This window comes from Eudoraea sp. (assembly GCF_039969275.1).
In the GTDB taxonomy this organism is placed as follows: domain Bacteria; phylum Bacteroidota; class Bacteroidia; order Flavobacteriales; family Flavobacteriaceae; genus Eudoraea.
In genome coordinates, this window is sequence record NZ_JBDVOC010000002.1 from 132,781 (window position 1) to 159,279 (window position 26,499).

At 37.6% G+C, this 26,499-nt stretch carries 22 protein-coding genes; 5 read left to right on the top strand and 17 right to left on the bottom strand.

All coding sequences use genetic code 11. The features are described from left to right. Positions 1-54: 54 nt before the first annotated feature. The 17 genes from ABJH90_RS00680 to ABJH90_RS00760 form a co-directional block, all read right to left on the bottom strand. On the bottom strand, positions 55-2,274 hold the full coding sequence (locus ABJH90_RS00680) for an NADP-dependent isocitrate dehydrogenase (protein WP_348139645.1): 2,220 nt from the start codon (positions 2,272-2,274) through the stop codon (positions 55-57). A gap of 743 nt (positions 2,275-3,017) precedes the next feature. Then, positions 3,018-4,355, bottom strand: a complete 1,338-nt coding sequence (locus ABJH90_RS00685; protein ID WP_348139718.1) for a carboxypeptidase-like regulatory domain-containing protein — start codon at positions 4,353-4,355, stop codon at positions 3,018-3,020. A 300-nt stretch (positions 4,356-4,655) separates the two neighbouring features. Further along, a complete protein-coding gene (locus tag ABJH90_RS00690) occupies positions 4,656-5,465 on the bottom strand; it encodes an inositol oxygenase family protein (RefSeq protein ID WP_348139647.1) in 810 nt (269 codons plus the stop codon). Between the two features lies 1 nt (position 5,466). Further along, complete coding sequence (locus tag ABJH90_RS00695; protein WP_348139649.1) at positions 5,467-7,089, bottom strand: solute:sodium symporter family transporter; 1,623 nt, start codon at positions 7,087-7,089, stop codon at positions 5,467-5,469. Between the two features lie 77 nt (positions 7,090-7,166). After that, a complete protein-coding gene (locus tag ABJH90_RS00700) occupies positions 7,167-7,769 on the bottom strand; it encodes a DinB family protein (protein WP_348139651.1) in 603 nt (200 codons plus the stop codon). 232 nt (positions 7,770-8,001) lie between these two features. Next, on the bottom strand, positions 8,002-8,598 hold the full coding sequence (locus tag ABJH90_RS00705; protein ID WP_348139653.1) for a hypothetical protein: 597 nt from the start codon (positions 8,596-8,598) through the stop codon (positions 8,002-8,004). Between the two features lie 11 nt (positions 8,599-8,609). Then, positions 8,610-9,467: an alpha/beta hydrolase-fold protein gene (locus ABJH90_RS00710; RefSeq protein WP_348139655.1), complete on the bottom strand. Its 858-nt coding sequence runs from the start codon at positions 9,465-9,467 to the stop codon at positions 8,610-8,612. A gap of 30 nt (positions 9,468-9,497) precedes the next feature. Next, positions 9,498-11,045: an SLC13 family permease gene (locus tag ABJH90_RS00715; protein ID WP_348139657.1), complete on the bottom strand. Its 1,548-nt coding sequence runs from the start codon at positions 11,043-11,045 to the stop codon at positions 9,498-9,500. 64 nt (positions 11,046-11,109) lie between these two features. Further along, positions 11,110-12,642: a GMC family oxidoreductase gene (locus ABJH90_RS00720; protein ID WP_348139659.1), complete on the bottom strand. Its 1,533-nt coding sequence runs from the start codon at positions 12,640-12,642 to the stop codon at positions 11,110-11,112. Between the two features lie 5 nt (positions 12,643-12,647). After that, entirely contained in the window at positions 12,648-13,025 is a 378-nt protein-coding gene (locus ABJH90_RS00725; protein WP_348139661.1) for a hypothetical protein, read from the bottom strand. A gap of 158 nt (positions 13,026-13,183) precedes the next feature. Next, entirely contained in the window at positions 13,184-15,352 is a 2,169-nt protein-coding gene (locus ABJH90_RS00730; RefSeq protein ID WP_348139663.1) for a molybdopterin cofactor-binding domain-containing protein, read from the bottom strand. Between the two features lie 33 nt (positions 15,353-15,385). Beyond that, positions 15,386-15,859, bottom strand: coding sequence for a (2Fe-2S)-binding protein (locus ABJH90_RS00735; RefSeq protein ID WP_348139665.1), 474 nt, complete (start codon positions 15,857-15,859; stop codon positions 15,386-15,388). A 66-nt stretch (positions 15,860-15,925) separates the two neighbouring features. Continuing rightward, on the bottom strand, positions 15,926-16,663 hold the full coding sequence (locus ABJH90_RS00740; RefSeq protein WP_348139667.1) for a glutamine amidotransferase: 738 nt from the start codon (positions 16,661-16,663) through the stop codon (positions 15,926-15,928). 83 nt (positions 16,664-16,746) lie between these two features. Then, entirely contained in the window at positions 16,747-17,727 is a 981-nt protein-coding gene (locus ABJH90_RS00745) for an SMP-30/gluconolactonase/LRE family protein (RefSeq protein ID WP_348139669.1), read from the bottom strand. Next, positions 17,663-19,312, bottom strand: a complete 1,650-nt coding sequence (locus tag ABJH90_RS00750; protein ID WP_348139671.1) for a D-aminoacylase — start codon at positions 19,310-19,312, stop codon at positions 17,663-17,665. The genes ABJH90_RS00745 and ABJH90_RS00750 overlap by 65 nt, the downstream gene beginning before the upstream one ends. 31 nt (positions 19,313-19,343) lie before the next feature. After that, positions 19,344-20,702: an Nramp family divalent metal transporter gene (locus tag ABJH90_RS00755; protein WP_348139673.1), complete on the bottom strand. Its 1,359-nt coding sequence runs from the start codon at positions 20,700-20,702 to the stop codon at positions 19,344-19,346. Between the two features lie 30 nt (positions 20,703-20,732). Then, the gene (locus ABJH90_RS00760) at positions 20,733-21,569 is read right to left on the bottom strand and encodes a sugar phosphate isomerase/epimerase (RefSeq protein WP_348139675.1); all 837 of its coding nucleotides are present in this window, start codon (positions 21,567-21,569) and stop codon (positions 20,733-20,735) included. 104 nt (positions 21,570-21,673) lie between these two features. On the opposite strand from ABJH90_RS00760, the gene mazG reads away from it, so the two are divergent. The 5 genes from mazG to ABJH90_RS00785 all read left to right on the top strand — a co-directional run bounded on the left by mazG (position 21,674) and on the right by ABJH90_RS00785 (position 26,494). Next, positions 21,674-22,447 (top strand): nucleoside triphosphate pyrophosphohydrolase, encoded by a 774-nt coding sequence (mazG, locus tag ABJH90_RS00765; protein WP_348139677.1) that lies wholly within the window; start codon positions 21,674-21,676, stop codon positions 22,445-22,447. Between the two features lie 146 nt (positions 22,448-22,593). Beyond that, positions 22,594-23,961, top strand: a complete 1,368-nt coding sequence (locus ABJH90_RS00770) for an MATE family efflux transporter (protein WP_348139679.1) — start codon at positions 22,594-22,596, stop codon at positions 23,959-23,961. Between the two features lie 76 nt (positions 23,962-24,037). Next, positions 24,038-24,265: a hypothetical protein gene (locus ABJH90_RS00775; protein WP_348139681.1), complete on the top strand. Its 228-nt coding sequence runs from the start codon at positions 24,038-24,040 to the stop codon at positions 24,263-24,265. A gap of 1 nt (position 24,266) precedes the next feature. Continuing rightward, complete coding sequence (locus ABJH90_RS00780; protein ID WP_348139683.1) at positions 24,267-24,836, top strand: phosphatase PAP2 family protein; 570 nt, start codon at positions 24,267-24,269, stop codon at positions 24,834-24,836. Next, positions 24,833-26,494 (top strand): glycosyltransferase family 39 protein, encoded by a 1,662-nt coding sequence (locus tag ABJH90_RS00785; RefSeq protein ID WP_348139685.1) that lies wholly within the window; start codon positions 24,833-24,835, stop codon positions 26,492-26,494. The genes ABJH90_RS00780 and ABJH90_RS00785 overlap by 4 nt, the downstream gene beginning before the upstream one ends. The last annotated feature ends 5 nt before the right edge of the window (positions 26,495-26,499 follow it).

Here is a 26,499-nt window from a genome sequence, read left to right on the forward strand (position 1 = left end):
AAAGAGACCCCAACGGAATTTGTTGAGGTCTTTAGTCTTATTACTGAATTATAATCATATATGCTCTAATAATGAATTTAAGGTTTTACTTGGTCTCATGGCACTGTTTATAAGCACGGGATCGGGTTTATAATAACCTCCAATATCCTGAGCGGTTCCTTGTACCTCAATTAATTCTTCCACAATTTTTTGGCAATTTTTTTCAAGTGAACTACCCAGTTTAGTAAAAGTATTTTTAAGATCATTATCTTCTTCCTGATTGGCAAGAGCCTTGGCCCAATATAAGCCTAAATAAAAATGACTTCCTCTGGTATCTAATTCACCTACTTTTCTTGACGGCGATTTATCGTTATCCAAAAATTCTTCAGTGGCTTTATCCAGTGCTTTGGCCAAAACTAAAGCTTTGATATTATTATTTTTGTTTCCATAAAAGTCGAGAGATACGCTAAGTGCTAAAAATTCACCTAATGAATCCCATCTCAGATGACCTTCTTCAAGGAATTGCTCCACATGTTTTGGAGCAGAACCTCCGGCTCCGGTTTCAAACAATCCACCACCATTCATTAGTGGTACAATAGAAAGCATTTTAGCACTTGTTCCAACTTCTAGAATAGGAAACAGGTCCGTTAAATAGTCTCTCAATACATTCCCCGATACCGAGATGGTATCTTTGCCATCTTTAATCCGATTTAGTGTAAAATTTGTAGCTTCTACGGGCGACAATACTCTGATATCCAATCCTGAAGTATCACTTTCAGGAAGATATTTGTTTACTTTTTTAATCAGTTCTGCATCATGAGCACGCTCTTTATCCAGCCAGAATACAGCAGGGGTATCCGAAGTTCTTGCCCTGGATACAGCAAGTTTGACCCAATCCTGAATTGGGGCATCTTTAACCTGACACATTCTCCATATATCACCAGTTTCAACTTTATGTTTTAAGAGTTCTTCTCCGGTGAGGTTATCAATAACACTTACAAAACCATCCTTTTTAATTTCGAAGGTTTTGTCATGCGAGCCATATTCTTCTGCCTTCTGAGCCATAAGGCCAACATTAGGTACAGTTCCCATGGTGCGGGGATCAAAAGCTCCGTTCTTTTTGCAAAAATCTATGGTAGCTTTATAAATACCTGCGTAGCTACTGTCAGGGATTATGGCTTTGGTGTCCTGGAGTTTTCCTTCCGTATTCCACATTTGACCCGAAGTACGAATCATAGCAGGCATAGAGGCATCAATAATGATGTCGCTTGGTACATGGAGGTTAGTAATTCCTTTTTCTGAATTTACCATAGCAAGATCAGGACCATCTTGCAGAGCTTGCATTATATCTTCCTCAATTTCTGTCCTTTTATTTTCGGGAAGGGTTTCTAATTTTTCGAATAACATTTCGAGGCCATCATTAGAACTGATACCAATTTCCTCAAAAAGTTCTGTATACTTGCTAAACACTTCAGCAAAATAGACTTCCATTACATGACCAAAAATAATCGGGTCTGAAACTTTCATCATTGTTGCCTTCAGATGAACTGAGAAGAGCACTTCTTTTTCCTTTGCATCAACCAGTTGTTCTTTTAGGAAATTAAGAAGTGCTGTTTTACTCAATACTGTTGCATCAATAATCTCACCTTTCAACAAAGATATTTTTTCTTTTAAAGTTTTTACTGAACCGTCAGTAGCCTTTAAAACTATATTAACATCAGTGGCTTTTTCAATTGTTAGTGATTTTTCATTGGATTTAAAATCGCCATGTTCCATTGTTGCAACATGTGTCTTTGAGTTGGAATCCCAGGCACCCATGGAATGTGGATTTTTCTTAGCATAATTCTTTATGGGTACTGGAGCTCTCCTATCAGAATTGCCTTCACGTAATACAGGGTTTACAGCACTACCCTTAATACGGTCATATCTGGATTTAATTTCAAAATCCTTTTCAGTTTTTGGCTCATCCGGAAAATCCGGCAATTTATATCCTTTATTTTGAAGTTCTTCAATTGCCTCTTTTAACTGAGGAATTGAAGCACTAATATTTGGCAGTTTAATAATATTTGCTTCCGGAGTTTTTGCCATATTACCCAATTCAGTCAGATCATCCGGGGTTTGTTGGTTCTCGCCCAAAAAATCTGGAAAAGTTGCCAAAATCCTACTCGCCAGGGAGATGTCCTTTACTTCTATGGTTACACCAGCCGTTTTAGTGAATGCCTTTACAATGGGTAAAAATGATTGGGTTGCCAAAGCCGGTGCCTCGTCGGTTTTAGTGTATATTATTCTGGGCATAAATTAAAGTGAATTTGTTTAAAGCGCAGCAAATATACAATTTTAACAGGTCATAAAACCACCGTTTTTTAAACTTTAGTTTTAAGTTAATTTAGCTTATCAAGTGAAAGAAAGGTAAGGGGAAAATAATAAAAGACAAAAGCCATATCACTGTACAAGTACATTGACATGGCTTTTTAGAAATAGTTAGCAAACTTTTTGTTCTGTACCGGAGTACAGTACGGCAACCATTGATTGCATTTGACTAACTAAATCAACGTTTGAAACTTTCTTTGTTCTTAATTTTTCAACCAAGCAACACATGAAGGCTACTTCTCATCGTTTTAATTCACCTATCTTAAACATAAAACCTAAGTTCTAAATTTAACGTAAATAAACCCACATACCTCTGGAAAACTACAGCTCTCCTTCGTTACGCTCATCTCTTGTTAAAATCTGGTAATAAATTACCCTAATCTAATTTTAAGACTAAACAATAATATACAGAACGTCAACTCTATAATGATTTTAATGATTTACCCTAGACAGGCACATCCCTTAAACCATAAAATAAATATACATCATTTTTGAGCAATAATCAAATTTTATAAGAAATTTAAAATCAACAGTTTATGAACTTATTTTATAAACAATTGTTCATAACCCCAGGATTATTGTACTTTCAATATAGGCTATTCCTTATTTCATAAAACTCAAATCGGCCCCAAATGAGGCCGATTAAAAAAATAGTTTTCATTCCTTTTTCAAGGTTCTGATTCCCCCCCGTCAATCTTAGACTTTTTTAACTGTCGCTGTATTTTCTTGATAGCAGATTCAATAGATTTTTCGGGTTCTATGATATTGTATTCTCCCCAGAAATCAGGATCTGTAAAACCAACAGCAGCCTCACTAAGAATAATGGAAGATTTTAATCGATCCTTAACTTTAGGAACCTGACCATCAATATTTTTTTCCCAATCCGTTACCGCCATTTCTGCGCTCATACTATAAACGGAATTGAAAAGCTTTTTATCCCAGTTGATTTTAAACTCTAAAAGAACGTTACTATATCCATAATACCATTTTCCGTTTTTTTCCCTATAATCCACTCTATAGGCAATTTCCATGGGATAAACTCTGGCATTGCGGGGTTTTTTTCTAACAAACATCCTACTAGCCTTTTCCTTATCTGTAATATTTAAAGAATAAATGGCACTGGTAAGAATCTTGTTTTCGGCGTCGATATATAAATTTCCCATATAAAGAGGATCAATTATCCCAGGACGTTGTTTAAATTTTATTACGTAAATCAATTTGTCATTAATCCTTGTTGTTCTTTCAAAACTAAAGTCATAATCCTCCATGGTAACTTCATTAAAGATATATTCCGGATACTTCATAATATCTACATAAAGAGCATTAAACGGCCCTCCCTGTAGTTTGAGTGCCAAGGTGTCCAGTTTGCTGTAATCTGTACTTTTTCTGGCTTTATAGAGTTGTACAGCATCTTTTTGCCCTGAGGAATAGGGAGATTTATAAATGTTCACCACTGCCTCAGAAAGAGATACATTTCTCTTTCGTTTTTTAATAGTTTCCCTGTAAAATGCTGTCATAAGCGTGGGATCCCCAAAGTAATTCTCTCCTTTTTTTCTCAGTGTCTCCTTTACCAGATTACGGGCACTTTTAGGAATAACAACATCAACTTCATCTAATTTAGTGATTGAGACAGCCAAGGCAATTTTATTATTATTTTCCTTCAATTGATCTAAAGGAATTACGGTAGTTTTATATCCTAAAAAAGCTACAATAATATTACCCTGTTTGATGCTTTTTGGGATTTTTAATAAAAATTTACCCTCGGTATTTGTTATTGTGCTAATATTACTTCCTTCCAGGGTTAAGGTGGCAAATACAAGTGGTTTGTTATTCTGACCGTCAACTACCTCTCCTTTTAACTGTTTATATGATGTATCTTCCTGAGGACTAACCTGGAAGAATGTGGATGCCTGGAGTGTTGCAGGCAATGCCATTAACAAAATAATTCCCGTTAGTGTAGATAAAAGAACATTTTTGTATTTGCGAAATAATATATTTTTCATGATCTAGGTTTTTTTATGAGTATTAATTGCAAAATTATAACCCATTTTACTCTAATTTAATGATTTTGATCATCTTATATTGTTAATATATCATAATGTTTTTTGAAAAATAGTGCCTGATAAATTTTTCAAGACAGATAACTTTTGCATTGAAATATGTCGATTTCATACTCAAAACATAATTTATTTCGCTTGAGCTTTAATATTTGCGAAGAATCCAATAATACCGGTAATTATGATAAAAACGTAAGTCGTCAAGTTATTTAACACGCTATTGGAGGTCATTTTCTTTCAGCACAGGCACTACCAGTAAATTGGACTTGTTCCCAGGTATTTTTCAGCTATGGGTAAATAATAATCCTTAATCTCTTCCAGATCATAGGTTTTATTACATTTGGTATAGAGATCATATTTATTGAAATCTCTTATCCAACCTAAATATTCTTTGTCTTTATCACAAAGTAGAGTAGTATAACTTCCTCCGCTATGCCATGGGTAGAAGGAATGATACCTTATCATGGCCATTCCGGCTTCGGGGATTAGGTTTCCTTTATGGTGCTGTAATACCTGAAATAGATATTCATCATGTCCCCATGCAAGAGTAAGATTATCCAGACCACAATGCTCTTCATATATTCCTAATTCAGAATTATATCTGGAATCTTTCATATCCGCATTGAGCTGATTGAATTCGGGGTATACACAAGATTCCGGCAGCGCACAACCAACTACAAAAACATCACCAACCATTCCCCATTGTTCATTCTGACTTGTTCCATCTTCATCACTTCCCCAAAGAAACATTACTTTCCCTAAATCGTGTATCAGGCCAACCAATTGCATCCAGTCTGGTCGCTTATCCTCTCTTATCGCCTCGGCACTTTGAATAAGATGCTGTACGTTAGGTAGATCCAAATCAGGATCGCTTACATCAATCAGGTCATTTAAATGTATCATAGCATCCCATAGGTTCATGGGCTTATTAAACTTCAGATATTTTTGATGCATTCCTAGAACATATTCATAGGTTTGTTTTTCCCGCATTTTGCGATAATGTCCTCGCACTGCGGCATTTACATCAATAGCATTATAATTTCTAAATACCTTTTCCATACTAAACATTTCCAAGTAAAAGGTACAAAATAATAGTGAATATTACTAAAAACAGACTAAAAGGCACTGCAAATTTCCACGGTTTAAGGTTTAATATTCCTGCATCTTTAATGACAAAAGTTTCCTTGTTTGGAAAGAACCGTGATATTAAAAGCATCACACAAATATTTAGTACAAATTCAATTCCCCATATATGAACAAAATGCAGATCAACTTTCAGAATAAAGTAACTCATGACATAAAATAGCAAACCAAAGAACAGGCCGGCTTTTGCTCCTGTAGCGGAAACATTTGGCAGTAAAAATCCCGCTATAATAACACTTGCAATCGGGATAAAGAATATGCCGTTAAGTTGCTGCAATAATTGATAAAGTCCTTCAGGGGCATTGGCTACATAAGGAGCTATTCCAATGGCGAAGATCGCAAGTATAGCTGAGGTCCATTTGCCTATACGTACTAGTTTTTTTTCCCCGGCATTTTTTTGGATATAGCGTTTAAAAATACCCAGACTGAAAACTGTGGCCGCACTATTTAAAGCACTGTTAAAAGTAGTGAGTATGGCCCCCATCATAACTGCAACAAAGAATCCTGTTAACCAGTCTGGTAATACCATTTTCACAAGATTAGGGTAAACACTATCAGGATTGTCATAAAATTCCTCCCCAAAATAGTAGAAACCAATAAGGCCTGGAAGCACTATTACCAAAGGAACCAGGATTTTCAACAGCCCTGTAAACAACAATCCTTTTTGAGCCTCCTTAAGATTTACAGCCCCGAGCACCCTCTGAATAATTGACTGGTGCATGGTCCAGAAATAGATCTGATTTATCATTAAACCTGTAAAGATTACTTCAAAGGGCAATATGGCCGACCGAGATCCTGGCCCAACCCCCGTTTCGTGGCTTATAACATTAAATTTACCCGGGTTTTTCTCAAAGACTTTGCTTATTCCTTCTGCCAAATTTCCATCGCCAATACTCCAAAGTGCCAATATAGGAACAAGTAAACCGGCCAGAAGGAGGCCAAACCCGTTTATGGTGTCTGTATATGCAACCATTTTAAGACCGCCAAATATGGCATAAAGAGCACCTATACCTCCAACAATTAGTATAGTTATCCAAATTCCTTCTTTCTGATTTACATTAAGCAGTTCTGAGATTTCAAATATAGCTTCTATATTTAATGCTCCGGTATAAAGTACTATAGGCAAAAGAGTGGCTACAAAAGATATTATAAGCAATAGTGCTACCAGAGTTCTGGTAAGGCCATCAAATCGTTTTTCCAAAAATTCAGGAATGGTTGTCAGACCCATTTTTAGGTACCGAGGTGCAAAATATAAAGCCGCAATTACAAGCGCCAAAGCCGAGGTAACCTCCCAAGCTATTATGATGGCCCCATTTTTATAGGCTGAACCATTCATTCCAACAAGATGTTCGGTGGAAATATTAGTCAAAAGCAATGATCCGGCTATAATCACTCCTGTAAGAGATCTTCCTCCCAGAAAATAACCGTCTTTGGTATTTAATTTATCCCGTCGAAGTTTCCAGGTAGCATATAAGGCAACGAAGCTCGTAAAAAGAATGAAGGTCAGAAATGTCATCGCTTTAAAAATAAGCAATACCATTTAAAAGGGTATGCCCTCTCCTAATAAAATGGAAAAAGGGCATAGTAATTATCCTTTTTTATATGACGAAAATATTATTATTTAGGAAAGTTATTATCAGCCTTTACTTCTTCCATTTGCCTTACATGTCGTTCAGTATGGCCAGACATGAACATAAGTATTTGAAAGGCATCAACGGTGCCAAAAGGCAATTGCCCGTAATGATTTCTCAAATCATCATCTGTAGTCTCCATATAGACTATGTGTTCTACTCTTTTTGATTGGAATGCTTTCAGGCTTTCTTCATAGGATCCGAATTTTCCGGATGGCTCAAAAGGTTCAGAGGTTTTTACTTTGTTATCACGATTTCTAATTAATGCCATAAGCTCTTTATCAGTCATTTTTACATCTGCGCGCTTAGACGGATCAGCAGGAGTTTTTAAGGATTCCTGAAGCATTTGGTCAAAGGCATTTTCGGAAATGGCCAGATGTTCAACACATTCGGCAATGGACCATGATTCAGAGCTACTTTTGAAATTCAACTGTTCCTCACTTAGTCCGTTAAGGGTTTCCAGCATATGAACTTGTGTTTTAGTCAATTCAAGAGCTCCTATTACTCTTTCCTGATCCGTAATTTTAGAACTTGAGAGACTAAAACTAAGCAATAAAAGCGCAATTATTGGCAGAAGAATTTTTTTCATTTTTTTGTTATTTAAAGTGTTTAATTGAATCGATAATAATCATCCTGATATCTCGGATATATTTTACTTACAGATTTCTACATTTCACAAAAGGACCAATGGTATATATAGCATTATTGAGCATCAGATAATGTCCTGTTTCCTCATGAATAAATAGTCCCATTAAGGTGCAAATCCTTTCAGCAAATTAGTGAAATCCTTAAGAAATCCATTACCCCCTAATACTTTATTTTTACTCTGACCTTCTATTGCCTCTAAAAACATTAACTTTCGGATCTATTGGGTTACCCGATGCCCTGCGCAAAGCCACTATCTGCCCGCTATGCCAAATAGCATCCTCAATAGGCCCGTTTATCTGATTCCAGAAAGGGTTTTCAAATGTGCCTGATTTGGATTTAAAGATCACCAGATGTTCATTTAGATCTTTAACAGTAATAAAAATTTCACTGGCTTTTTTAAAATTTAATAAAGTGCGCTTTCTTTTTTCCTGGAAAGAAAGTGCTTCTTCCCTGGGTTGTGTTCTATCATTTATTTCCTTTACTGCGGAGTTGTACACGACGCGTGATAAGCTATAAAGGTGATCTAAGGTTTCATCAATAGTTCTATTGCTTTCCGAAGGCTTATAGGCCAGGTCTTCAGGCCGTAATCCTTCAGTTGCCCAATAATACCTAAATCCCAAACCATCTATCATTCGGGCAACTACAGTTCCTGCCGTATAACTATCCGGATAGTCCGGAATCTGATAATAAGGCAGGTCCTGAGGGTACTTTTCCTGTGCATTCATAACGGTAATAAAAAATAAGGCCATAAGAGTATTTTTTAATTTCATATTCTTCCTGATTAATATTGATGAAATGCATCAGATACAAATTCTAATACCACTGGTAGTGATGCTCTCCAATAGGTCCAGCTATGCCTGCCATCCCGGACTCTGTATTCATGAGGAATATCTTTTTTCTTCATTGCAATATGAACAAGACTATTTCCTTCATATAAAAAATCATCATCTCCACAATCAATAAACCACCTAACCGACTTAATGTCTTTAGCCGGCATAGACTCAACCAAAGAAATAGCATTATGATGTTTGAAATAAGTTTTAATTTCTTCTTCAGAATAGGTTTCTCCTCTTTCTTTTAAGCGTTCTTTTAATTTATCAATTGTAAGTGGACCAACGGAAGCACTTAAAGGGCAGGCCGAAGAGAATAACTCCGGATGATGTAAAGCGTACATAAAAGAACCACCGCCCCCCATAGAAAGGCCTGCCACAGCACGAAATCGCTTTTCCCCTTTAATACGATAATTAGCTTCCACATAAGGCATAAATTCTTCAAAAAAGAAATCTTCATAGCGCCAGTCCCCTCTGTTAAAATATCCTCTCTTTCCAGTATTTGCATCGGGCATTACAATGATCATTGGGGTAGCCTTACCTTCGCGAATAGCCTTGTCTGTAATATGTAAAACTTCTCCAAATTGTACCCAACCGGTTTGGTCATCACCTCCTCCGTGTAGTAAATAGAGTACTGGATAGCTTCGTTGCGAGGAATCATAATCCGGAGGTAAGTAAATTGCAAATTTCCGCTGACTCTTCAATATTTTACTGTCCAAAGTAAGTTCGTCCAAAACTTTACCGTTTTGACTAAAAGCCAATGAGCTAATTATGAGATAAAAAGTTAGAAAAAGGATAGTGTTTTTCATTTGGATAGTTATTAAGTTAGGAAATTTATGTTAGTCGATCTTTGCCCATTCTGGGAAAACGCCTTCTACAATATCAAAAATAAAGGTACCGAAATAATAAGTTATCACAGATACCAGGATAATCCCAATAATATTTAGGAAAAAGCCGGTTTTAGCCATCTGAATGACAGTAATACGTTTACTGCCAAAAACTATAGCATTGGGAGGCGTAGCTACTGGTAACATAAACGCAAGGGAACCTGCAATTGTAGCCGGAAGCATAAAGAGTAGGGGGTTGGTTTCTATGCTCACGGCCAGGCCGGCAAGAATGGGTAATAAGGTTTCTACAGTTGCTGTATTAGAAGTAATTTCGGTCAAAAAAGTTACAAGGAAACTTATGCAAATAATTAGAATCAGAGGATGCATGCCTCCTAACCATTCCAATTGATGTCCAAACCACAGGGACAAACCAGATTCTTTAAACCCGCTCGCCAGGGCAAAACCGCCGCCAAATAGTAATATTATTTCCCAAGGAATCTCTTCTGCGGCTTTCCAATCCATAAGGAAAGTACCAGGTTGCGTTTTAGATGGAATCATAAAAAGGACAACCGAAACAAAGATGGCCACTGTGCCGTCATTAAAAAACTGTGGATAATCAAATAAGTTTGACCATCCGGGTATCTTGAATTCACCTATCATTATATCCGCCCTGAAAAACCAGAGCAATGCAAGGGAGGCAAAAGCAATTATCAATACTTTTTCTTCAAAGTTTTTCTTTCCCAGTTTTACATAATCCTTAAGAATTTCATTCTTACTCAAACTTTTCCAATTCTTTTTTCTCTTAACAAAAATTAGGTATAAGTACCCGAATAAGACGAAGAATAAAACCAGGGATATTGGAAAGGCATAAAAAAACCAGGTTGCAAAGGAAATCTCTGGGGCATTAGGAAAGTAAATATAAAAGATTCGAGCGAACGAAAGGTTCGGTGGTGTACCTACAAGAGTAGCAATTCCTCCTATAGAAGCGCTGTAGGCAATGCAAAGTAAAAGGCCTACAGCAAAGTGCTTTACCAAGGTTTTACCATTTATCTCCTCCAACTTGGTAATTATTGATAAAAGTATTGGGACCATTAGCATTGCTGTAGCCGTATTAGATATCCACATAGAGAGGAAAGCAGTGGCAAACATAAACCCCAATAAAATTCTGCCCGGACTACTACCGATAATTCGAAGAATTTTTAATGCAATTCGCTTGTGTAACCCCCATTTTTGGATAGCTAAGGCAACTAAAAAACCTCCAATAAATAAAAATATGACGTGATTAAAATAAGTAGCTGAAACTTCCCGGCCATTCATGATTCCAAGTGCAGGAAAAAGCACAATAGGCAGGAGAGAGGTGATGGCGAGGGGAATTAGCTCGGTTACCCACCAAAGCGCCATTAAGATTGCTACCGCTAATGTATTAGTAATAGCCGGGTTATCCGGGTCTAATTCTACAAAGAATATCAAATAAGCTGAGATAAATGGGGCGAGAACAGACAAGGCATATCTGGCCGATTTACCCGGATTTTCAGCGATAAATTTTCTGCCCGTTGGCATGGCTTTACCTTTTTAAACTAATTTACGATATTGATAAGCCAATAGTAAATTCTTATACGAATTCTTAGCTTGTTTTTAAATAATCTGACAATCTTAAAGACAGGGCAACCAATGTAAGGGTTGGATTTGGAGCGCCTGCAGTACTAAAACAACCAGAACCAGCAATAAAGAGGTTAGAAATACCATGTACTTTACAATTTGCATCTACCACCCCTTTTTTGCGATCTTCACTCATTCGAGTAGTGCCCATATGATGCCAACCTCCACCTAACTGTTCTGGCATTGAATGGTCGTTTTTATCCCAGAGAAATTCCTCTAATTTTATTCTTCCAACGCTTGCCTTACCCATTTGTTCACCAAGGATGTGGTACATTTTTCTGATACTGTATTTGTCCAGCTCGGTTAATTCCCAATGCAGTTGGGGTCTTGGCACACCCAATGCATCCTTTTCACGAGAGAGCATTATTCTGGAATTGCGGTTCGGGGCCTGTTCCATGCGCGTGAATAATTCAAAAGCCCTATTCCCATCATCCTTCCGGGCATAGTTTTTCTCTCTGGATTCTCTGAAATTTGCGACTAATTTATCGAAGGATTTCCTTGGATCTTCATTGCTCCAGACATCAATGAGAGGTGTTTGCTTTTTTGCTATTGCCAGTGGTGTTAGGGAGGCAGAACCGTTTAGAATACCAGCTTCCTCTTGAATACCTTTGGAAAGAGCTAATTCTGCCCTTGGTTTACGAGTGCTGTAATCAAAAGTGTATAGCTCGGTTGAAAATGGTTTTTTGAGCCATAATTCGGCAGACTTAATTTCCAGATGTTCCATAAAATAACGCCCAACAAGATCTTTGTCATTGCCTATGCCTTTTTTGGCCTGTCCTCGTGATGCCAGTAGCATCCTTGCATTTTGTATGGCACCACATGCTAAGACAAAATTTTTAGCTCTTACCTTATGGGTTTTTCCATTATGATTTTTTACTATCAATTGCTTTATGCCGCTAACTTGATCATTTGCGATAATATTCGTGAGATTGGCATAAGTGTAAAGATGTATATTAGCAGATTTAACAATGGTTTCCTTATAGGTCTTACCAAAACGGGTAGGGGGGCTAAATTGCCACATCTTTGACCAGATAACATCTTTGTCCAGTGGAAAAGGAGTGAGTCCAGGGTACTTTTCCTGCCAATATTGCAGGTCGTAATTATAAGAATCTAATTCAAATAACTTTTGCGCTTTACCGTAAAAGGGCACAAGATCGTCTAGAGCTATGGGCCAGCCGCTATCCGGCACCCAACTTCTTATTTTAAAATCTATAGGATCAAAAGGCGCGCACATACCTCCCCAATGACCTGTTGTCCCTCCAAATAAGTGCAGCCTGCATGAGCGCAAAGGATAATACCTCTGTCCCGTTGAGTTTCCGGAATACAGATCCTGAATTTCACTGTTGTATTCAAAACCTCCACCTTCCAGAAGGATTACTTTTTTACCACTTTTATTCCAGTCCAGAGCCATACTAATGCCAGCCGCACCAGCACCAACAATGCAGAGATCTCCTTCAATTATGGTGTTGTTATCAAGTTCTCTGGCATCTATATGCATAAATTCTAATTTGCTTCAGACATTGATAAAAAAGCACATTGCCTGGCTTCTGTTCTTGAAAGCAGCCATCCATCAACAAGAATCGTGTTTCCCGTATTAAAATCTTCCACCACTTTAGATTTTAAACTTATTTTTAGGTCATTGTCAATCATTCCTGCATCTTGAACCATAAGTTCTTTCAAATATCTTTTATCATTCTCATTGGTTAATTTCATATAAGTATTTCCGATCTGAATTAAAGTCTTACGATCGCAGATTTCTGAAAGATCTATAGGATAGCTAAGTACTTTAGTTGTAGCGGATTTAAACTTAAAATACCAAACTGAAATTAGGCTTAGAAATAAAGCAAAAATCGATACTAACAGAAATTTTCTTCTTTTCATTTTGGTTTATGTCTGCAGAAATTATTTTTAATAATTAATTGGAAACACTAATATTATTAGCTTAAAAAAAACCCTTTTATTGATTTTTTAAGTGTAAGCTAAAGGTAATAAAAATGACGATTTAAGTTCTATTTTAAACCTACTTCCAACCTAATAGATCAGGTATTTAAAACGTTCAATACCCTTTCAGGAGTAAATGGTAAATGCCTGAGGGGTTTACCGGTTAATTTGAGGAATGCGTTGGCAATAGCACAAGCAACTAATGGCGTCCCGGATTCGCCTACGCCACGGGGTGGTTCTCGAGATTCAATTATTGCGGTTTCTATGCTCTCAGGAATATCTTCCATTCGTAATATTTGGTAGTCATTGAAGTTAGATTGTTGTACCTGTCCATTTACAATAGTCAATTGTTCTTTAAGCACACTGCTAATACCCATTATTATACCACCTTCCATCTGTGCTTTAACATTGTCTGGTTGTATTACGATACCCGCATCATTGGCACTCCAAAAATGATGTACAGTAATTTTACCTGTTGTTCTATCAACAGAAATTTCACAAACACCTGTACTAAGTGTTCCACTGCGCTCCAAAAAAGCGATACCTTTTGCACGGGTAGCATCAATTGCAGAATTCCAATCAGATATTGCTATTGCTTTCTCTAGCGTTGCCAATGCCCTTGGTGACTTAGCCAGCAACTTTCTTCTTAAATCGGCCGGATCTTTCTCGAAATAGGTAGCTATTTCATCGACCATACATTCTATTGCAAATTTGTTTGGTCCATGGCCTACTGAGCGCCAGTGTTTTAGCCTAATTCCTTCAGAAACTTCCCGCCATTCGGCATATATATTGGGAATATCGTAATAATCTATTCGAATACCACCGGCAACCAAATTACCCCCATCCCCAACAACACAATGTGAAAAACCTGTAATATTCCCCTGAGCATCCGCAGCCGCACTTAATCGTTGTAAAGTCAACGGTCTGTATGCACCATAGCTGACATCGTCTTCACGAGTCCAAATTAATTTGACAGGTCTGGGAGCAACCTCCCTGGCCAAACCTGTTCCTTCCAGCACAAAATCGGTCATACTCCTTCTTCCGAATCCTCCTCCCAAATACTGCAGATTTATTTTTACATTTTCTGCCGGAATCCCGAGGTACTTTGGAATGCCAAGTTTAGAATCGAAACCCTGCTGACTTCCAACCCAAACCTCTGCTGATTTCTCATCTACCCCAACCTGTACAACAGCATTTAGGGGTTCCATTTGTGCGTGATAGACATAATCATTTTTAAAATCGGCCATAAAATTTTTATCAGCTGATTTAATGGCGCTATTAATATTCCCTTCATCTATAATCACTTTTCCGGATGCTTTATCTGAAACTATTTGTTCATATTTCTTATAGCATTCCTGAGAATTGAAACCGCTTGAAAGAGTTTCACTCCAACTTATATTTAGCAATTTTTTGGCAGCCAGAGCCTGATCCAAGGTTTCTGCAATAATTCCTATCGCATAATCAAAACGGACAAGTTTTACTACTCCATCAAGTGCTAGAATTTCTGATTCATTATTTAGTTTCGGGCTTGCACCATGTACTTTTCCACGCTCCAACACGCCATAGAGCATTTGAGGTAATTGAATGTCTATTGCAAATTGAGCTGTTCCCTTTACTTTTTCGGGAATATCCAATCTGGGCTGATCTATTCCTATAAATCGATAGTTTTTACGATCCTTAAAATCTGATTCCGAGAATTCCGGTAAGCTATCGGGCATAATCAGGTAAGGAATCAAGTCTTCATAACTAATTCTCTTGCTAGCCTGATTGTCAAATACCTCACCATTAGCCGTGCTAAGTTCTTTTAGAGGGACTTTCCAATGTTTTGCTGCACTATGCATTAAAATATAACGGGCCTGAGCTCCGGCTTGTCTCATAATAGAATAATAACCATAAGTAATCATGCTGCCTGCTGTTAACATTACCTTTCTATTTGGACTCCATTTATCCGATCCGTAAATATCAGACTCCTGCGGCGAGAATTCTACTGAGACCTTAGACCAATCTGCATCCATTTCTTCTGCAAATATGGCAGGTAATGAGGTCATAGATCCCTGACCCATTTCTGCTGCGGGATTGTAAATAATAATCCTGCCATCATCGGCTAATTGTACCCATGCAGTGAGTGGGTGCTTTTGTATAATTCCCTGCACTTCCTTTTTATTTCCGCAAGAAATCATCTGAGGCAGAATGCCGGAAACACCTATAAATAAAGCAACCCCACCAGAGGTTTTAAGAAATTCTCTTCTGCTTACTGCCTTATTCATTGGTTCCACTAAGATTTTAATTCATTAGTCTTTTTAAGTTTTTTGCAAGGTTTTTTCTGCTGCTATTTCTATGGCTTTTACAATGCGCAAATAAGTGCCACACCGGCATAGATTTCCATTCATATATGTTTTTATCTCTTCCCTTGTTGGACTGGGGTTTTTGGCTAGCAGGGTCGCAGCCTGCATGATCTGTCCGGATTGACAATATCCGCATTGTGGGGCTTGAGCTTCTATCCAGGCTTTCTGAATCTCATGACCACCATTTAGAGACAAACCTTCTATCGTAGTAATTTTTTGATTCTTTTTCAGACCACTAATAGGCAAAGTGCATGATCTCATAGGTTTGCCGTCCACATGTACAGTGCACGATCCGCATAAGGCTATACCACACCCATATTTTGTTCCTGTGAGTCCAAGATGCTCACGTAATACCCAGAGTAAGGTAGTCTCCTCCTTTATATCAACATTGTATGTTTTGTTGTTAATGTTTAACGAATAGCCGGCCATAATTTTTCAATAAAAGTATAGGCATAAATTAGTAAAAAGAAGTTAAATATGATGTGAGGAATACTATTATTTTTCTGTTCTGTATCTGTCAATAAAACGAGTCAGTATTTTTTTAGGTATTGGAGTATCTGATTTACGAATAGCCTCGATTAGATTTTCAGCTTCTTCGGGGGGGAAATACCCCGCATATTTATAAACTTTGACACGCAGAATAAATTCATCTACATCGGCTTCCGGATGAAACTGGGTTGCATATATATTATTTTTTAACCGAAACATCTGAACCGGACAAGCATCTGAAGAAACCAGAAGAACGGCTCCGGGAGGAACAGTGTCACAGGCTTCTTTATGCCCTACCATAGCGGAAAAATTCTTTGGAAGGCCTTTTAAAAGGTGATCTTTAGCCCCTTCGTCTGTAACCCAGACATCAACACTTCCCAGGGTTTCTGCATAGGTTCCAGAAATAGTTGCCCCGCAATAGCTGCCTAAAAGTCCATTTCCTGAACAAGCTCCAAGAAATGGAAAATCCTGAGGAATCACCTTATCAAAAAGTTTATTAAAAAATTCTTCAACACTTTTTTGAACGACACTTTTTTTTTCTTCCGGGATACTCACATCAAATGGGCTGCCGCCGGCAATTATTGCAGCGTAGTTATCTAAATTAATATCTTCTACGTTACCTTGTTCAACCCTAATACGATGGACTTCTTCATGCGACAATCCTCCAAACCGCAAAATAGCTTCAAATTCACTATCGGAAGCTTCATTTTCGGGCCGTAATTGCAGAATTAGAAATTTTTTCACGGAATCCTTTTTTTATCTTTCTATACAGATCAATGGACTGTTTTTTCTTTGCTGAGTATAATAAGGGTTATAAAGATAAACTCTTAACGCACACCATGTACATTCATTTCCAGGGTATATACGGAATTCATGGCAGTAACAAATAGGATATTCTGATCAGGCCCTCCAAAAGTAACATTCGCCGTCCATTTTTGGGGCACCGGTATTTGAAGTATTTCTTCTCCTTTTTTATTAAAAACTGTTACCCCATTTCCGGTCAAATAAACATTACCCTGATTGTCTATTGTCATCCCGTCTGAACCCAGTTCCGTAAATAGTGTTTTATTGCTGAGGTCACCATTTTCTAATATGGTAAAGCTATATGTTTTTTTATCGCCAATGTCTGCGATATAAATCATTTTACCATCCGGAGCTCCTATTATTCCATTGGGTTGTACCAAGTCATCGGCTACAATTCGCAGCTCTTTCATGTCTGGTGTCAAATAGTAAACACGTTCTTTTTCAATTTCTTTTTCTTTGCGTTCCCAATATGGCCGTTGATAATAGGGGTCAGTAAAATAAATGCCTCCCTTTGCATCTACCCAAAGGTCATTAGGCCCATTGAGTTTTTTCCCTTCAAATTCGTCGACCAATACGGTCCTTTTTTTTTCTTTATTTATTTGCCAAAGTTCAAATTTTTCATCGGCGCAAGCCAAAAGACTGCCATCGTGATTAAAATAGAGGCCATTTGCTCTACCGGCATTTTCCATATAAACAGAAACCGAATTATCTGACGCAGTCCATTTTATAATTCTGTTATTAGGCTGATCGGTGAAGTACACATCGCCATTTTTATCTGCTGCCGGGCCTTCGGTAAATTTGTAATCTGCGGCAATCAGAGTAAGATTCGCCTGATCAGCCACGAGTTCTTGTTTTTGGGATTTACATCCCAGAGAAATTAGTAAAATAAGGATTGTGTTTAAATGTTTCATCCACTTGTTTTTAACAGGATAATTAGAGTTAATTTCCAGTCCATCCGGGTCCGCGAATGACCTTGCCTGGAAAAGCACCTGTATGTTCTTCATCTTTAAGTACCTGGGTTCCATTTACAAAGACATGTTTCATACCAGTCGCATATTGATGTGGTTTGGCAAAAGTAGCGTTGTCTTTAATTGAATTGGCATCAAAAACCACCACATCTGCATAATATCCCTCTTTTAATGCACCCCGTTTCTTAAGTGCTAAATTAGTTGCCGGGAGAGATGTAAGTTTATAAATAGCTTCCTCCAATGGAATTACTTTTTCATCACGAACAAAATGACCTAATAATCGCGCAAAGGATCCATACGCCCTTGGATGTGTACTTTGTTCCAAAAATACGCCTTCATTTGTATATGATCCTGCATCAGAACAGATAGCCATATAAGGAAGCGCCAATTTTTTTTTAATATTTTCTTCAGACATTGAAAAGTAAACCACCTGTATTCTGCTATCGTCTTCCTTAATTAAGTCAACCACAGCCTCGCCGGCGGTAATATTTCTATCCTTAGCTATTTCAGCCAGGGTTTTGCCTATGAGGTGCCTCATTTGTTTATTTCTGAAACCAACTAATAGGATCTTTTCCGGTGGTACATGAAATTTTATTTCCTGAATCATTCGCTTTCTTTTTGCTGATTGCGATATCAGTTCCATTGTTTTGTTATGCCCACCTTCTTTGGCCCAGGATGGCAATAAAATATTGAGACCAGTAGAACTGGCATTGTACATGTACATATCGGTGGTTATTGGCAGTCCTTGTTTACGCGCGTTATCCACTAACTGTATTGCGCTGTCCAGTAAATGCCAGTTTGCGGTACCGGAGGCTTTAAAGTGATATATTTCAGAGCGTATACCTGCTTCCTCAGAAATAGTAATTAGTTCCTGAACAGCATCTAAAAGATTTTCTTCTTCATCCCTGATATGGGAAACATACATGCCACCATAGTCTGCCGCAACTTTCGCTAATTCAATAATTTCTTCCGTTTTCGCATGTCCGCTTGGCACGTAAATCAAAGAAGTAGACAGACCTACTGCCCCTTCCTCCATAGCTTGTTTTGTGAGCTCCTTCATTTTTTCCAGTTCCTCCATGTTTGGGGATCTGGTTTCGTAATTCATGACATATTCCCTTAAGGTTCCGTTCCCAACAAAAGAAGCAATATTGGTAGATATACCTTTATTTTCGAGATATTCCAAGTATTCTCCAAGGGTACTCCAATTAATATCATAATTGATATTTTGTTGTGATTCTTTCATTTCCAGTTTCATAGCCTCGTTTAATGGACCCATGGAATGCCCTTCACCCATAACTTCAAGGGTTACCCCTTGTCTGATATCCCCTTGCGATCTTCCATCTTCAATCAGGGAAACGTTGGCCCAGCTTAGCATATTTATAAACCCGGGAGCAACGGTGAGCCCGGTTGCATCTATTTCCCTCAAACCAGCAACATTTTTTAAATTGCCAATGGCAACTATGGTATCCGAGTTAATTGCAATGTCTCCTTTAAATGACTGTCCTCCTGATCCATCCACTATTATACCATTTCTAATAAGCAGATCATAGGATTCAGACTGCTTACAACCCATGAGTGCAATAAGTGCGGTAAAGGCAAGTGAAATCGATTTTAATTTCATTATATACTTCTTTTTATTTTTCTCGTGCATTTCAGCTAAATAATTTAAAAATACCCAAAATACCTACACCAAGAATACTCAAAATGCTAATCCACAGTGTAAGATCATATAAAAACCCCGGTTTAAATAGAGGTTGTGCTCTTAAATATCTAAAATGGATCACTGCATAAACTACTAGAAAAAGCAGGAAAGACCCAACAATACCGCCAGTTAAGACCATTAAAACAGGTAACTTAATAAATATAAAAAGTAAGGCCCATAATAAAGGTATTACCCATGCAAGGATTGCGATCGTACTTTTTCTTTGTTTAAAGTTAGAGAAACTTATCCATCCTATTTGCCCAAATATATCGGTAATCTGTCTGGTCCATGCCGCCAAAGCAGCGAATAGGGTGGAGAATAAGGTGATAAACGCTCCAATAAGAAACGCTGATTTTGCATGAGGCCCTAAAGATTCGGTATACATAGCAGACAGAGTCTCTATCATTGCATAACCTTCAGGCACAAAACCCTGAGCATGAAGAACAGCTGCGCCAAGTAAATAGAAAGCGGCTGTAACAGAAGTATATATGCACATGGCAATAATCGCATCCAATTTCATAACTTTTAGCCAGCCCTGGGCCCTTAACTTCCATTCTTCAGAATTATCATTCTTGCCTGTAAAAGCCGCGTAGCCTTTTTCAAGGCACCAATAGTTGTAATGAATTATCTCATCTCCACCAACCCCTGTTATCCCAAAAGCTCCTATGGCAACCGCTACGGCTTCTTTTGGCAAATTAAATTGAAGGCCGCTCCAAATGCTTTCAAAAGATATCTCATAGGGCGTAAACTTGAGAAAATAGAGCGAAGCAAATGTGAAAATTGTAAAGAACCCTATCATGCTTAGAGAAAATTTTTCAATAAAAGAATAATACCCCCTGTAAATCATCAAGGCAACGATTATTGCAATTCCAAAGCAAAAGACCGGAACACCAATTCCCGGGATGGCTATGTTTAATATTATAGCTACGCCCCCTACAATGCCTCCAACTTGCAAAAGTTTTATGATCATTACAGCTAATACCGTCCAGACTGTCCACCTGGCTTTGCCATAAACAGGACCCGGAAGCTTATTAAATGCCTCCATAGCTGTTTCCCCAGTCAGGATTGTATGTTTTCCAAATTCTAATTGGACAGCAACTTTAACAATACAGCTAATAATAATGACCCAAAATGTAATGAACCCGGCTTCTGCACCTAAAGTGGTTGTCGCTATTAATTCTCCTGAGCCAACAATGGAAGCTGAAAGTATAAAGCTGGGTCCCAAAAATTTCAAACGCTCTTTTAAAGTCGAAGGAGGTTGTTTTATTTTATCTGGGGAAAGTAAATAGGGATCTGATAATACAGACATGCTTAATTAATTTGCCAGGTGAATAAAGTTCTATGAAAGTTTATTTAAATATGCCATGTTATGTTTCATGCTTTCTAGCGGGTTGATAGAATATTCTTCCTGCTCTATGAAGATATGCTTTACGCCTGAAGCTTTTTTATGAGTCATCATTGCGGGAATATCGAGGCCACCTTTGCCAAATTCTGTGCTTTCTTTTTTATTCATGTCCATATCTTTAAGGTGCCATAAGGGAAATCTTCCCGGATATTTCTTAAAATAGTCCAAGGGGTCCTTGCCAGCCACAATTACCCAACCGAGATCTAATTCCATATGAACCAGATCTGCTTCGGTATTTGAGAGGAGAACATCATAAAGAACTTGGTTACTTTCGGTTTCAAATTCATATTCATGATTGTGATAACCAAATTTAAGATTCAATTTTTTACAGGCCTCACCTGCCTTATTAAATTCTTCAGCCACCTTCTTATAATTGTCTACATTTTGTCCTTTACTGGGCATTGATGAGCAGATAAGATACTCCTGCCCGGATTCTACTGCTTCTTCCATGGTTTGCTGCCACTTATCATCTAAATGCACATGTCCGCTCTTTAGGTTCATATTCAGGTCATTACAGACAGATTTCATCTCCGTGGGACTAAGACCGTAGTAGTGGCCTTTCTGACTTCTGGCTGTTTCAATCTCTTTGAAACCAAGAGAAGCAATTTGTTTTAATGTACCAATTGCATCCTTAGCCATGTCATTGCGAAATGAATACAATTGAACTCCAAAATGTTGTGTTTTAAGCGGTGCATAAGTAAAGGAAGGTAGAAGCATTGAGCCGGCCGTAATAGCCACGGATTGCAGTAAAAAATCTCTTCTGGATTGCATGGTTTTCTTGTTTTGTTTAAGGTAGTTGAATTCTTCTAAATTAGTCTAAATTTTCCATACACCTTTATCAATGGTATTTGTATTTTTACCCAAATGCTCGTTCTATGAATAAAAGAGAATTACAACTTAAGGCCTTTGATCGTTTACTTACTATTATGGATGAGCTCCGGGAGCAATGTCCATGGGATAAAAAACAGACACTGCAAACATTAAGGCACCTTACCATTGAAGAGACCTACGAATTGGGTGATGCAATCCTGGAAAATGACCTTAAGGAAATAAAAAATGAGCTCGGAGATCTTTTGTTACATATTGTTTTTTATGCAAGAATAGGATCTGAAACTAATAGTTTTGACATTGCAGACGTCGCTAATTCTATTTGTGATAAACTAATTAACCGGCACCCACATATCTATGGTGACGTTTCTGTTTCAAATGAAGAAGATGTAAAAAGGAATTGGGAAAATATTAAACTAAAAGAAGGTAAAAAAAGTGTTCTTGAAGGGGTTCCAAATAGTCTTCCCGCATTGGTCAAAGCAAATAGAATTCAGGAAAAAGTTGCTGGTGTTGGATTTGATTGGGAACGACCAGAGCAAGTGTTTGAAAAGGTTAAAGAAGAATTGTCAGAACTGCAGGAGGAAGTGAATGCCGGGAATAAGTATAAATTGGAAGCTGAATTTGGAGATGTGCTTTTCTCTTTAGTGAATTATGCCAGATTTTTGGATATTAACCCAGAAAATGCCTTGGAAAGAACTAATAAGAAATTTATTAAACGCTTTCAATATTTGGAAGGGAAAGCTAAAGAACACAATAGGACACTTAAGGATATGTCACTTGCCGAAATGGATGTCTATTGGGAGGAGGCTAAGAAAATATAAGCTTTGCTGAGGGCAACATCATAAAAATGCCCACCTATCATGATTTTCAGTCATTTACTCTGTAAACGGCATGATCAGAGATTCTACAATTATCTAATTAAACCAATCCTAAATCCTATCTTTGCTGCTTCAAAAAACAGCCAGTTTTGTTGCAACAGTATACCAGAGAATTCAGATATAATATTAGACTAGCCGTACCTGTTATACTAGGAATGCTTGGGCATACTTTTGTTGCCTTTGCGGATAATATTATGGTTGGGCAATTGGGAACCGCAGAATTGGCAGCGGTTTCTTTGGGAAATAGTTTTGTCTTTGTAGCAATGTCATTGGGGATAGGGTTTTCTACGGCAATTACACCATTGGTTGCTGAGGCTGATGGTGCGGGAAACAAAGCTGGTGCCAAAAGCGCATTAAAACATGGGTTAGTACTTTGTACTGTACTTGGATTAGTACTTTTCGGACTAATTCAATTAGGAAAACCTTTGATGTTTTTAATGGACCAACCCCCTGAGGTGGTAGCGCTGTCCATACCTTATTTGGATCTGGTAGCCTTTTCATTGGTCCCTCTGGTTATGTTTCAGGCTTATAAACAATTTTCGGAAGGTTTGTCTCAAACCAAATATCCTATGTATGCCACTATCGTGGCCAATGTGGTCAATATCATACTTAATTATTTGTTGATTTTTGGAGCATTTGGTTTTCCCAAACTTGGAATTATTGGTGCTGCCATAGGGACTCTTGCTGCACGAATAATTATGCTCATAATGCTTTGGTATTTATTAGAAAAAAAGAAAAAATTTCATGACTATGTTACCGGATTTAATTTCAAGAAGATAGAAAAAAGAGTAATGCGAAAAATCATTCATCTTGGATTTCCATCTGCTTTGCAAATGTTTTTTGAGGTGGCGATATTCACGGCAGCCATATGGCTGAGTGGGGTCTTGGGTAAAAATCCCCAGGCCGCAAACCAGATAGCTTTAAATCTTAGTAGTATGACATTCATGTTTGGAATGGGGCTTGGCGTTGCAGCAATGATACGTGTAGGAAATCAGAAAGGTCTTAAGAATTTCACGGAATTAAGACGAATTACTCAGTCTATTTTTCTCCTGACATTTATATTGGAAGTTGTCTTTGCAATATTTTTCCTTCTGGGACGACATTGGTTACCAACTATTTACCTGGATGTGAACGACCCGGCTAACCAGATGGATAATATGGAAGTAATTTTACTTGCATCAAAATTACTTCTGGTCGCAGCATTTTTTCAGATTTCAGATGGTCTTCAGGTTGTTATACTTGGTGCTTTACGGGGAATACAGGACGTAAAAGTTCCAACCTTTATTACTTTTATTGCTTATTGGTTGATAAGCTTTCCTATATGTTATTACCTGGGTTTGCATACAGAATTAAAAAGTATAGGAATATGGATAGGATTGTTGTCGGGCTTAACAGCATCTGCAATTATGTTGTATATTCGATTTAACAAATTGACCAAGCAACTCATAAGTTCTTAAGAATTTTTCATATATCTGTTCTTATACAGTTCATTGATAAATTTCATTACCCGATAAATAAAAATCGAATTGAATTATGCAATTTCCTAAATTTTTACTTGGTGATAATACCGATTACCCAACCGCTATCTTTATTATACATGCCGAATATCCGAGATTTATATTAAACCTCGAAAATGATGAGGTGGAATGGCTAGAAGATTTCACGGCTGAAGATGAAAAAGAATTGTCTTCCGAAGCAGAAAGTTTAATTGAAGCTGCTACCACATTTTATGATAGGGAAATAAGCAGATACGAAGATTAATATGTTGGAAGAATTAGTACGGCTCGACAAGGAAGTGTTCATTTTTCTGAACAACTTAGGAAGTTCAGAATGGGATGGTTTTTGGATGTTTCTTACCAATAAGTGGAGTGCGATTCCCTTGTATTTGTTTTTGCTAATACTTTCATTTAAGCAATATGGGGCTAAAAAGATGATTTTTCTGGTAGTCAGCGTGGTTTTATTGATTACAGTTACGGATCAGTTATCCAATTTTTTTAAATATGGTGTTCAACGCTTACGTCCCTGTTATGATCCTGAAATTAGCGAAGTAATGCGGCTTGTCAAAAGTTATTGCGGTGGAAGATTCAGCTATTTTTCAGCACATGCTGCCAATACTTCTGCGCTGGCAGTATTCTTTGCTATTCTTTTTAGCTCTAGCTATAAATATGTTGGCATCTTTTTAATTGTTTGGGCCGCTTTGGTTTCCTATAGCAGAATATACATTGGAGTTCATTTTCCATTGGATATTATAACAGGAATGACCGTAGGAGCGCTCTTTGGGTGGCTATTTGCGAAGTTATATATCTTTGCAATTCACAAATATCGTATATGATCTCAAATACGAAGTACTGGTTTTTTCTCTTACTGATTATCCTGGCTTATCTGGCGGGAATGTTTGTAACACTTTTTGAATATGATTCCGCTCAGTTTGCTGTAATGGCAATGCGAATGGTACAGGAAAACGACTTTATAAATTTGTTCAAGGGTCCGGAGGAATACCTTGATAAACCTCATATGCACTATTGGCTGGCAGCCCTTTCCTTTAAAATTTTTGGTCTTTACGACTGGGCCTACCGGATTCCCGGTATTCTGGCCACTTTGTTAGGAGCCTATAGTTGTTTTGGTTTAGGTAGGCTCCTATATAATAGGGAGGTAGGCAAAATAGCCTCACTTATTTTTATGACGGCGCAAACCATTATGCTGTCTAATATTGACGTACGGACTGATGCCGTTCTTACAGGCTTTACCGCTTTTGCCATTTGGCAACTGGCAACCTATATAGAAAAAAATTCCCTGAAGCATTTACTTCTGGGTGCCTTTGGTGCCGGAATTGCTTTTTCAACTAAAGGGCAGATTGCACTTTTAGTTATAGGTCTTCCAATACTTTGTCATTTAGGTTATAACAATAAATGGAAATTGCTATTCAGTTGGAAGGTATTAGTTGCATTGGCAGTTTTTGGATTAACTATTTCACCTATACTTTACTCCTATTACCTGCAATTTGATCTGCATCCGGAGAAAATTATCCGAGGAAAAGATCACAGGAGTGGTATACTCTTTATTCTCTGGGAGCAAAGTTTTGAACGATTAAGCGGAGAGGGTGTAGGAAAGAATAGCAGTGATTATTTTTTCTTTTTCCACACTTTTTTATGGGTATTTCTTCCATGGACAATATTTGGTCTTGTGGCCTACTGGACACGGGTCAAGGCACTTTATAAAACTAAATTCAAGAGGGATTCGGGCCTGGAGTTTCTTACAATTGGAGGTATTACTTTAATTTTTCTAATAATAAGTTTTGCACAATTTAAATTACCACACTATTTAAATATAATGATACCATTGTTTGCGGTACTTTCGGCTTCCTTTATGCAAGATTTAATCAATTCTGCAAAAGAAAAAAAGATGAAAGTATTTCTTGGTCTGCAAACTTTCATTCTGAGTTTAGTGTGTATTACCTCAATCCTGATTTGTTTTTTTGTTTTTAAAATTTCAAACTGGTATGCCTATGTGTTATTATTATCGGCTCTTGTACTAATAGGATATTTATGTTTGATGAAGCAGGAATACAGTCTTCGACTAATAACTATCTCTCTATATAGTTCACTTCTACTAAATGCTGTATTGAATTTACATTTTTATCCATCTTTATTAAAGTATCAGGCAGGTTCTACTATATCTGGTATAGTGGCGGAAAATGACATACCTGTAGAGCAGATTTACAAAATTACCTTAAGGTCTTCATGGGCCCTGGATTTTTACAACCAACACCCTGTTAAAATTACTGAGGCGTCAAATTTACCCGATCTGGGAGCTGTATGGGTATATGGTACAGATGAAGATCTTATAAAGCTAAAAGAATCCGGTTTGGAATGGGATAAACAATATACTGCTGACCAATTTAGGATAACGCGTTTGCAGGCAAAATTCTTAAATCCTGCTACGAGGAAGCAAGTGATAAACAATATGCATTTAATTCACCTGCTCGAGTAAAGACA

Bases quoted from the DNA above. Each gene is read 5' to 3' on its own strand.
- ABJH90_RS00720 (WP_348139659.1), bottom strand. From the start codon at position 12,642: ATGCATATAGATGCCAGAGAACTTGATAACAACACCATAATTGAAGGA.
- ABJH90_RS00775 (WP_348139681.1), top strand. From the start codon at position 24,038: ATGCAATTTCCTAAATTTTTACTTGGTGATAATACCGATTACCCAACC.
- ABJH90_RS00735 (WP_348139665.1), bottom strand. From the start codon at position 15,859: ATGGCCGGCTATTCGTTAAACATTAACAACAAAACATACAATGTTGAT.
- ABJH90_RS00700 (WP_348139651.1), bottom strand. From the start codon at position 7,769: ATGAAAAAAATTCTTCTGCCAATAATTGCGCTTTTATTGCTTAGTTTT.
- ABJH90_RS00705 (WP_348139653.1), bottom strand. From the start codon at position 8,598: ATGAAATTAAAAAATACTCTTATGGCCTTATTTTTTATTACCGTTATG.
- mazG (WP_348139677.1), top strand. From the start codon at position 21,674: ATGAATAAAAGAGAATTACAACTTAAGGCCTTTGATCGTTTACTTACT.
- ABJH90_RS00710 (WP_348139655.1), bottom strand. From the start codon at position 9,467: ATGAAAAACACTATCCTTTTTCTAACTTTTTATCTCATAATTAGCTCA.
- ABJH90_RS00745 (WP_348139669.1), bottom strand. From the start codon at position 17,727: ATGAAGAACATACAGGTGCTTTTCCAGGCAAGGTCATTCGCGGACCCG.
- ABJH90_RS00755 (WP_348139673.1), bottom strand. From the start codon at position 20,702: ATGTCTGTATTATCAGATCCCTATTTACTTTCCCCAGATAAAATAAAA.
- ABJH90_RS00695 (WP_348139649.1), bottom strand. From the start codon at position 7,089: ATGGTATTGCTTATTTTTAAAGCGATGACATTTCTGACCTTCATTCTT.
- ABJH90_RS00690 (WP_348139647.1), bottom strand. From the start codon at position 5,465: ATGGAAAAGGTATTTAGAAATTATAATGCTATTGATGTAAATGCCGCA.
- ABJH90_RS00780 (WP_348139683.1), top strand. From the start codon at position 24,267: ATGTTGGAAGAATTAGTACGGCTCGACAAGGAAGTGTTCATTTTTCTG.
- ABJH90_RS00725 (WP_348139661.1), bottom strand. From the start codon at position 13,025: ATGAAAAGAAGAAAATTTCTGTTAGTATCGATTTTTGCTTTATTTCTA.
- ABJH90_RS00715 (WP_348139657.1), bottom strand. From the start codon at position 11,045: ATGCCAACGGGCAGAAAATTTATCGCTGAAAATCCGGGTAAATCGGCC.
- ABJH90_RS00760 (WP_348139675.1), bottom strand. From the start codon at position 21,569: ATGCAATCCAGAAGAGATTTTTTACTGCAATCCGTGGCTATTACGGCC.
- ABJH90_RS00730 (WP_348139663.1), bottom strand. From the start codon at position 15,352: ATGAATAAGGCAGTAAGCAGAAGAGAATTTCTTAAAACCTCTGGTGGG.
- ABJH90_RS00750 (WP_348139671.1), bottom strand. From the start codon at position 19,312: ATGAAATTAAAATCGATTTCACTTGCCTTTACCGCACTTATTGCACTC.
- ABJH90_RS00680 (WP_348139645.1), bottom strand. From the start codon at position 2,274: ATGCCCAGAATAATATACACTAAAACCGACGAGGCACCGGCTTTGGCA.
- ABJH90_RS00785 (WP_348139685.1), top strand. From the start codon at position 24,833: ATGATCTCAAATACGAAGTACTGGTTTTTTCTCTTACTGATTATCCTG.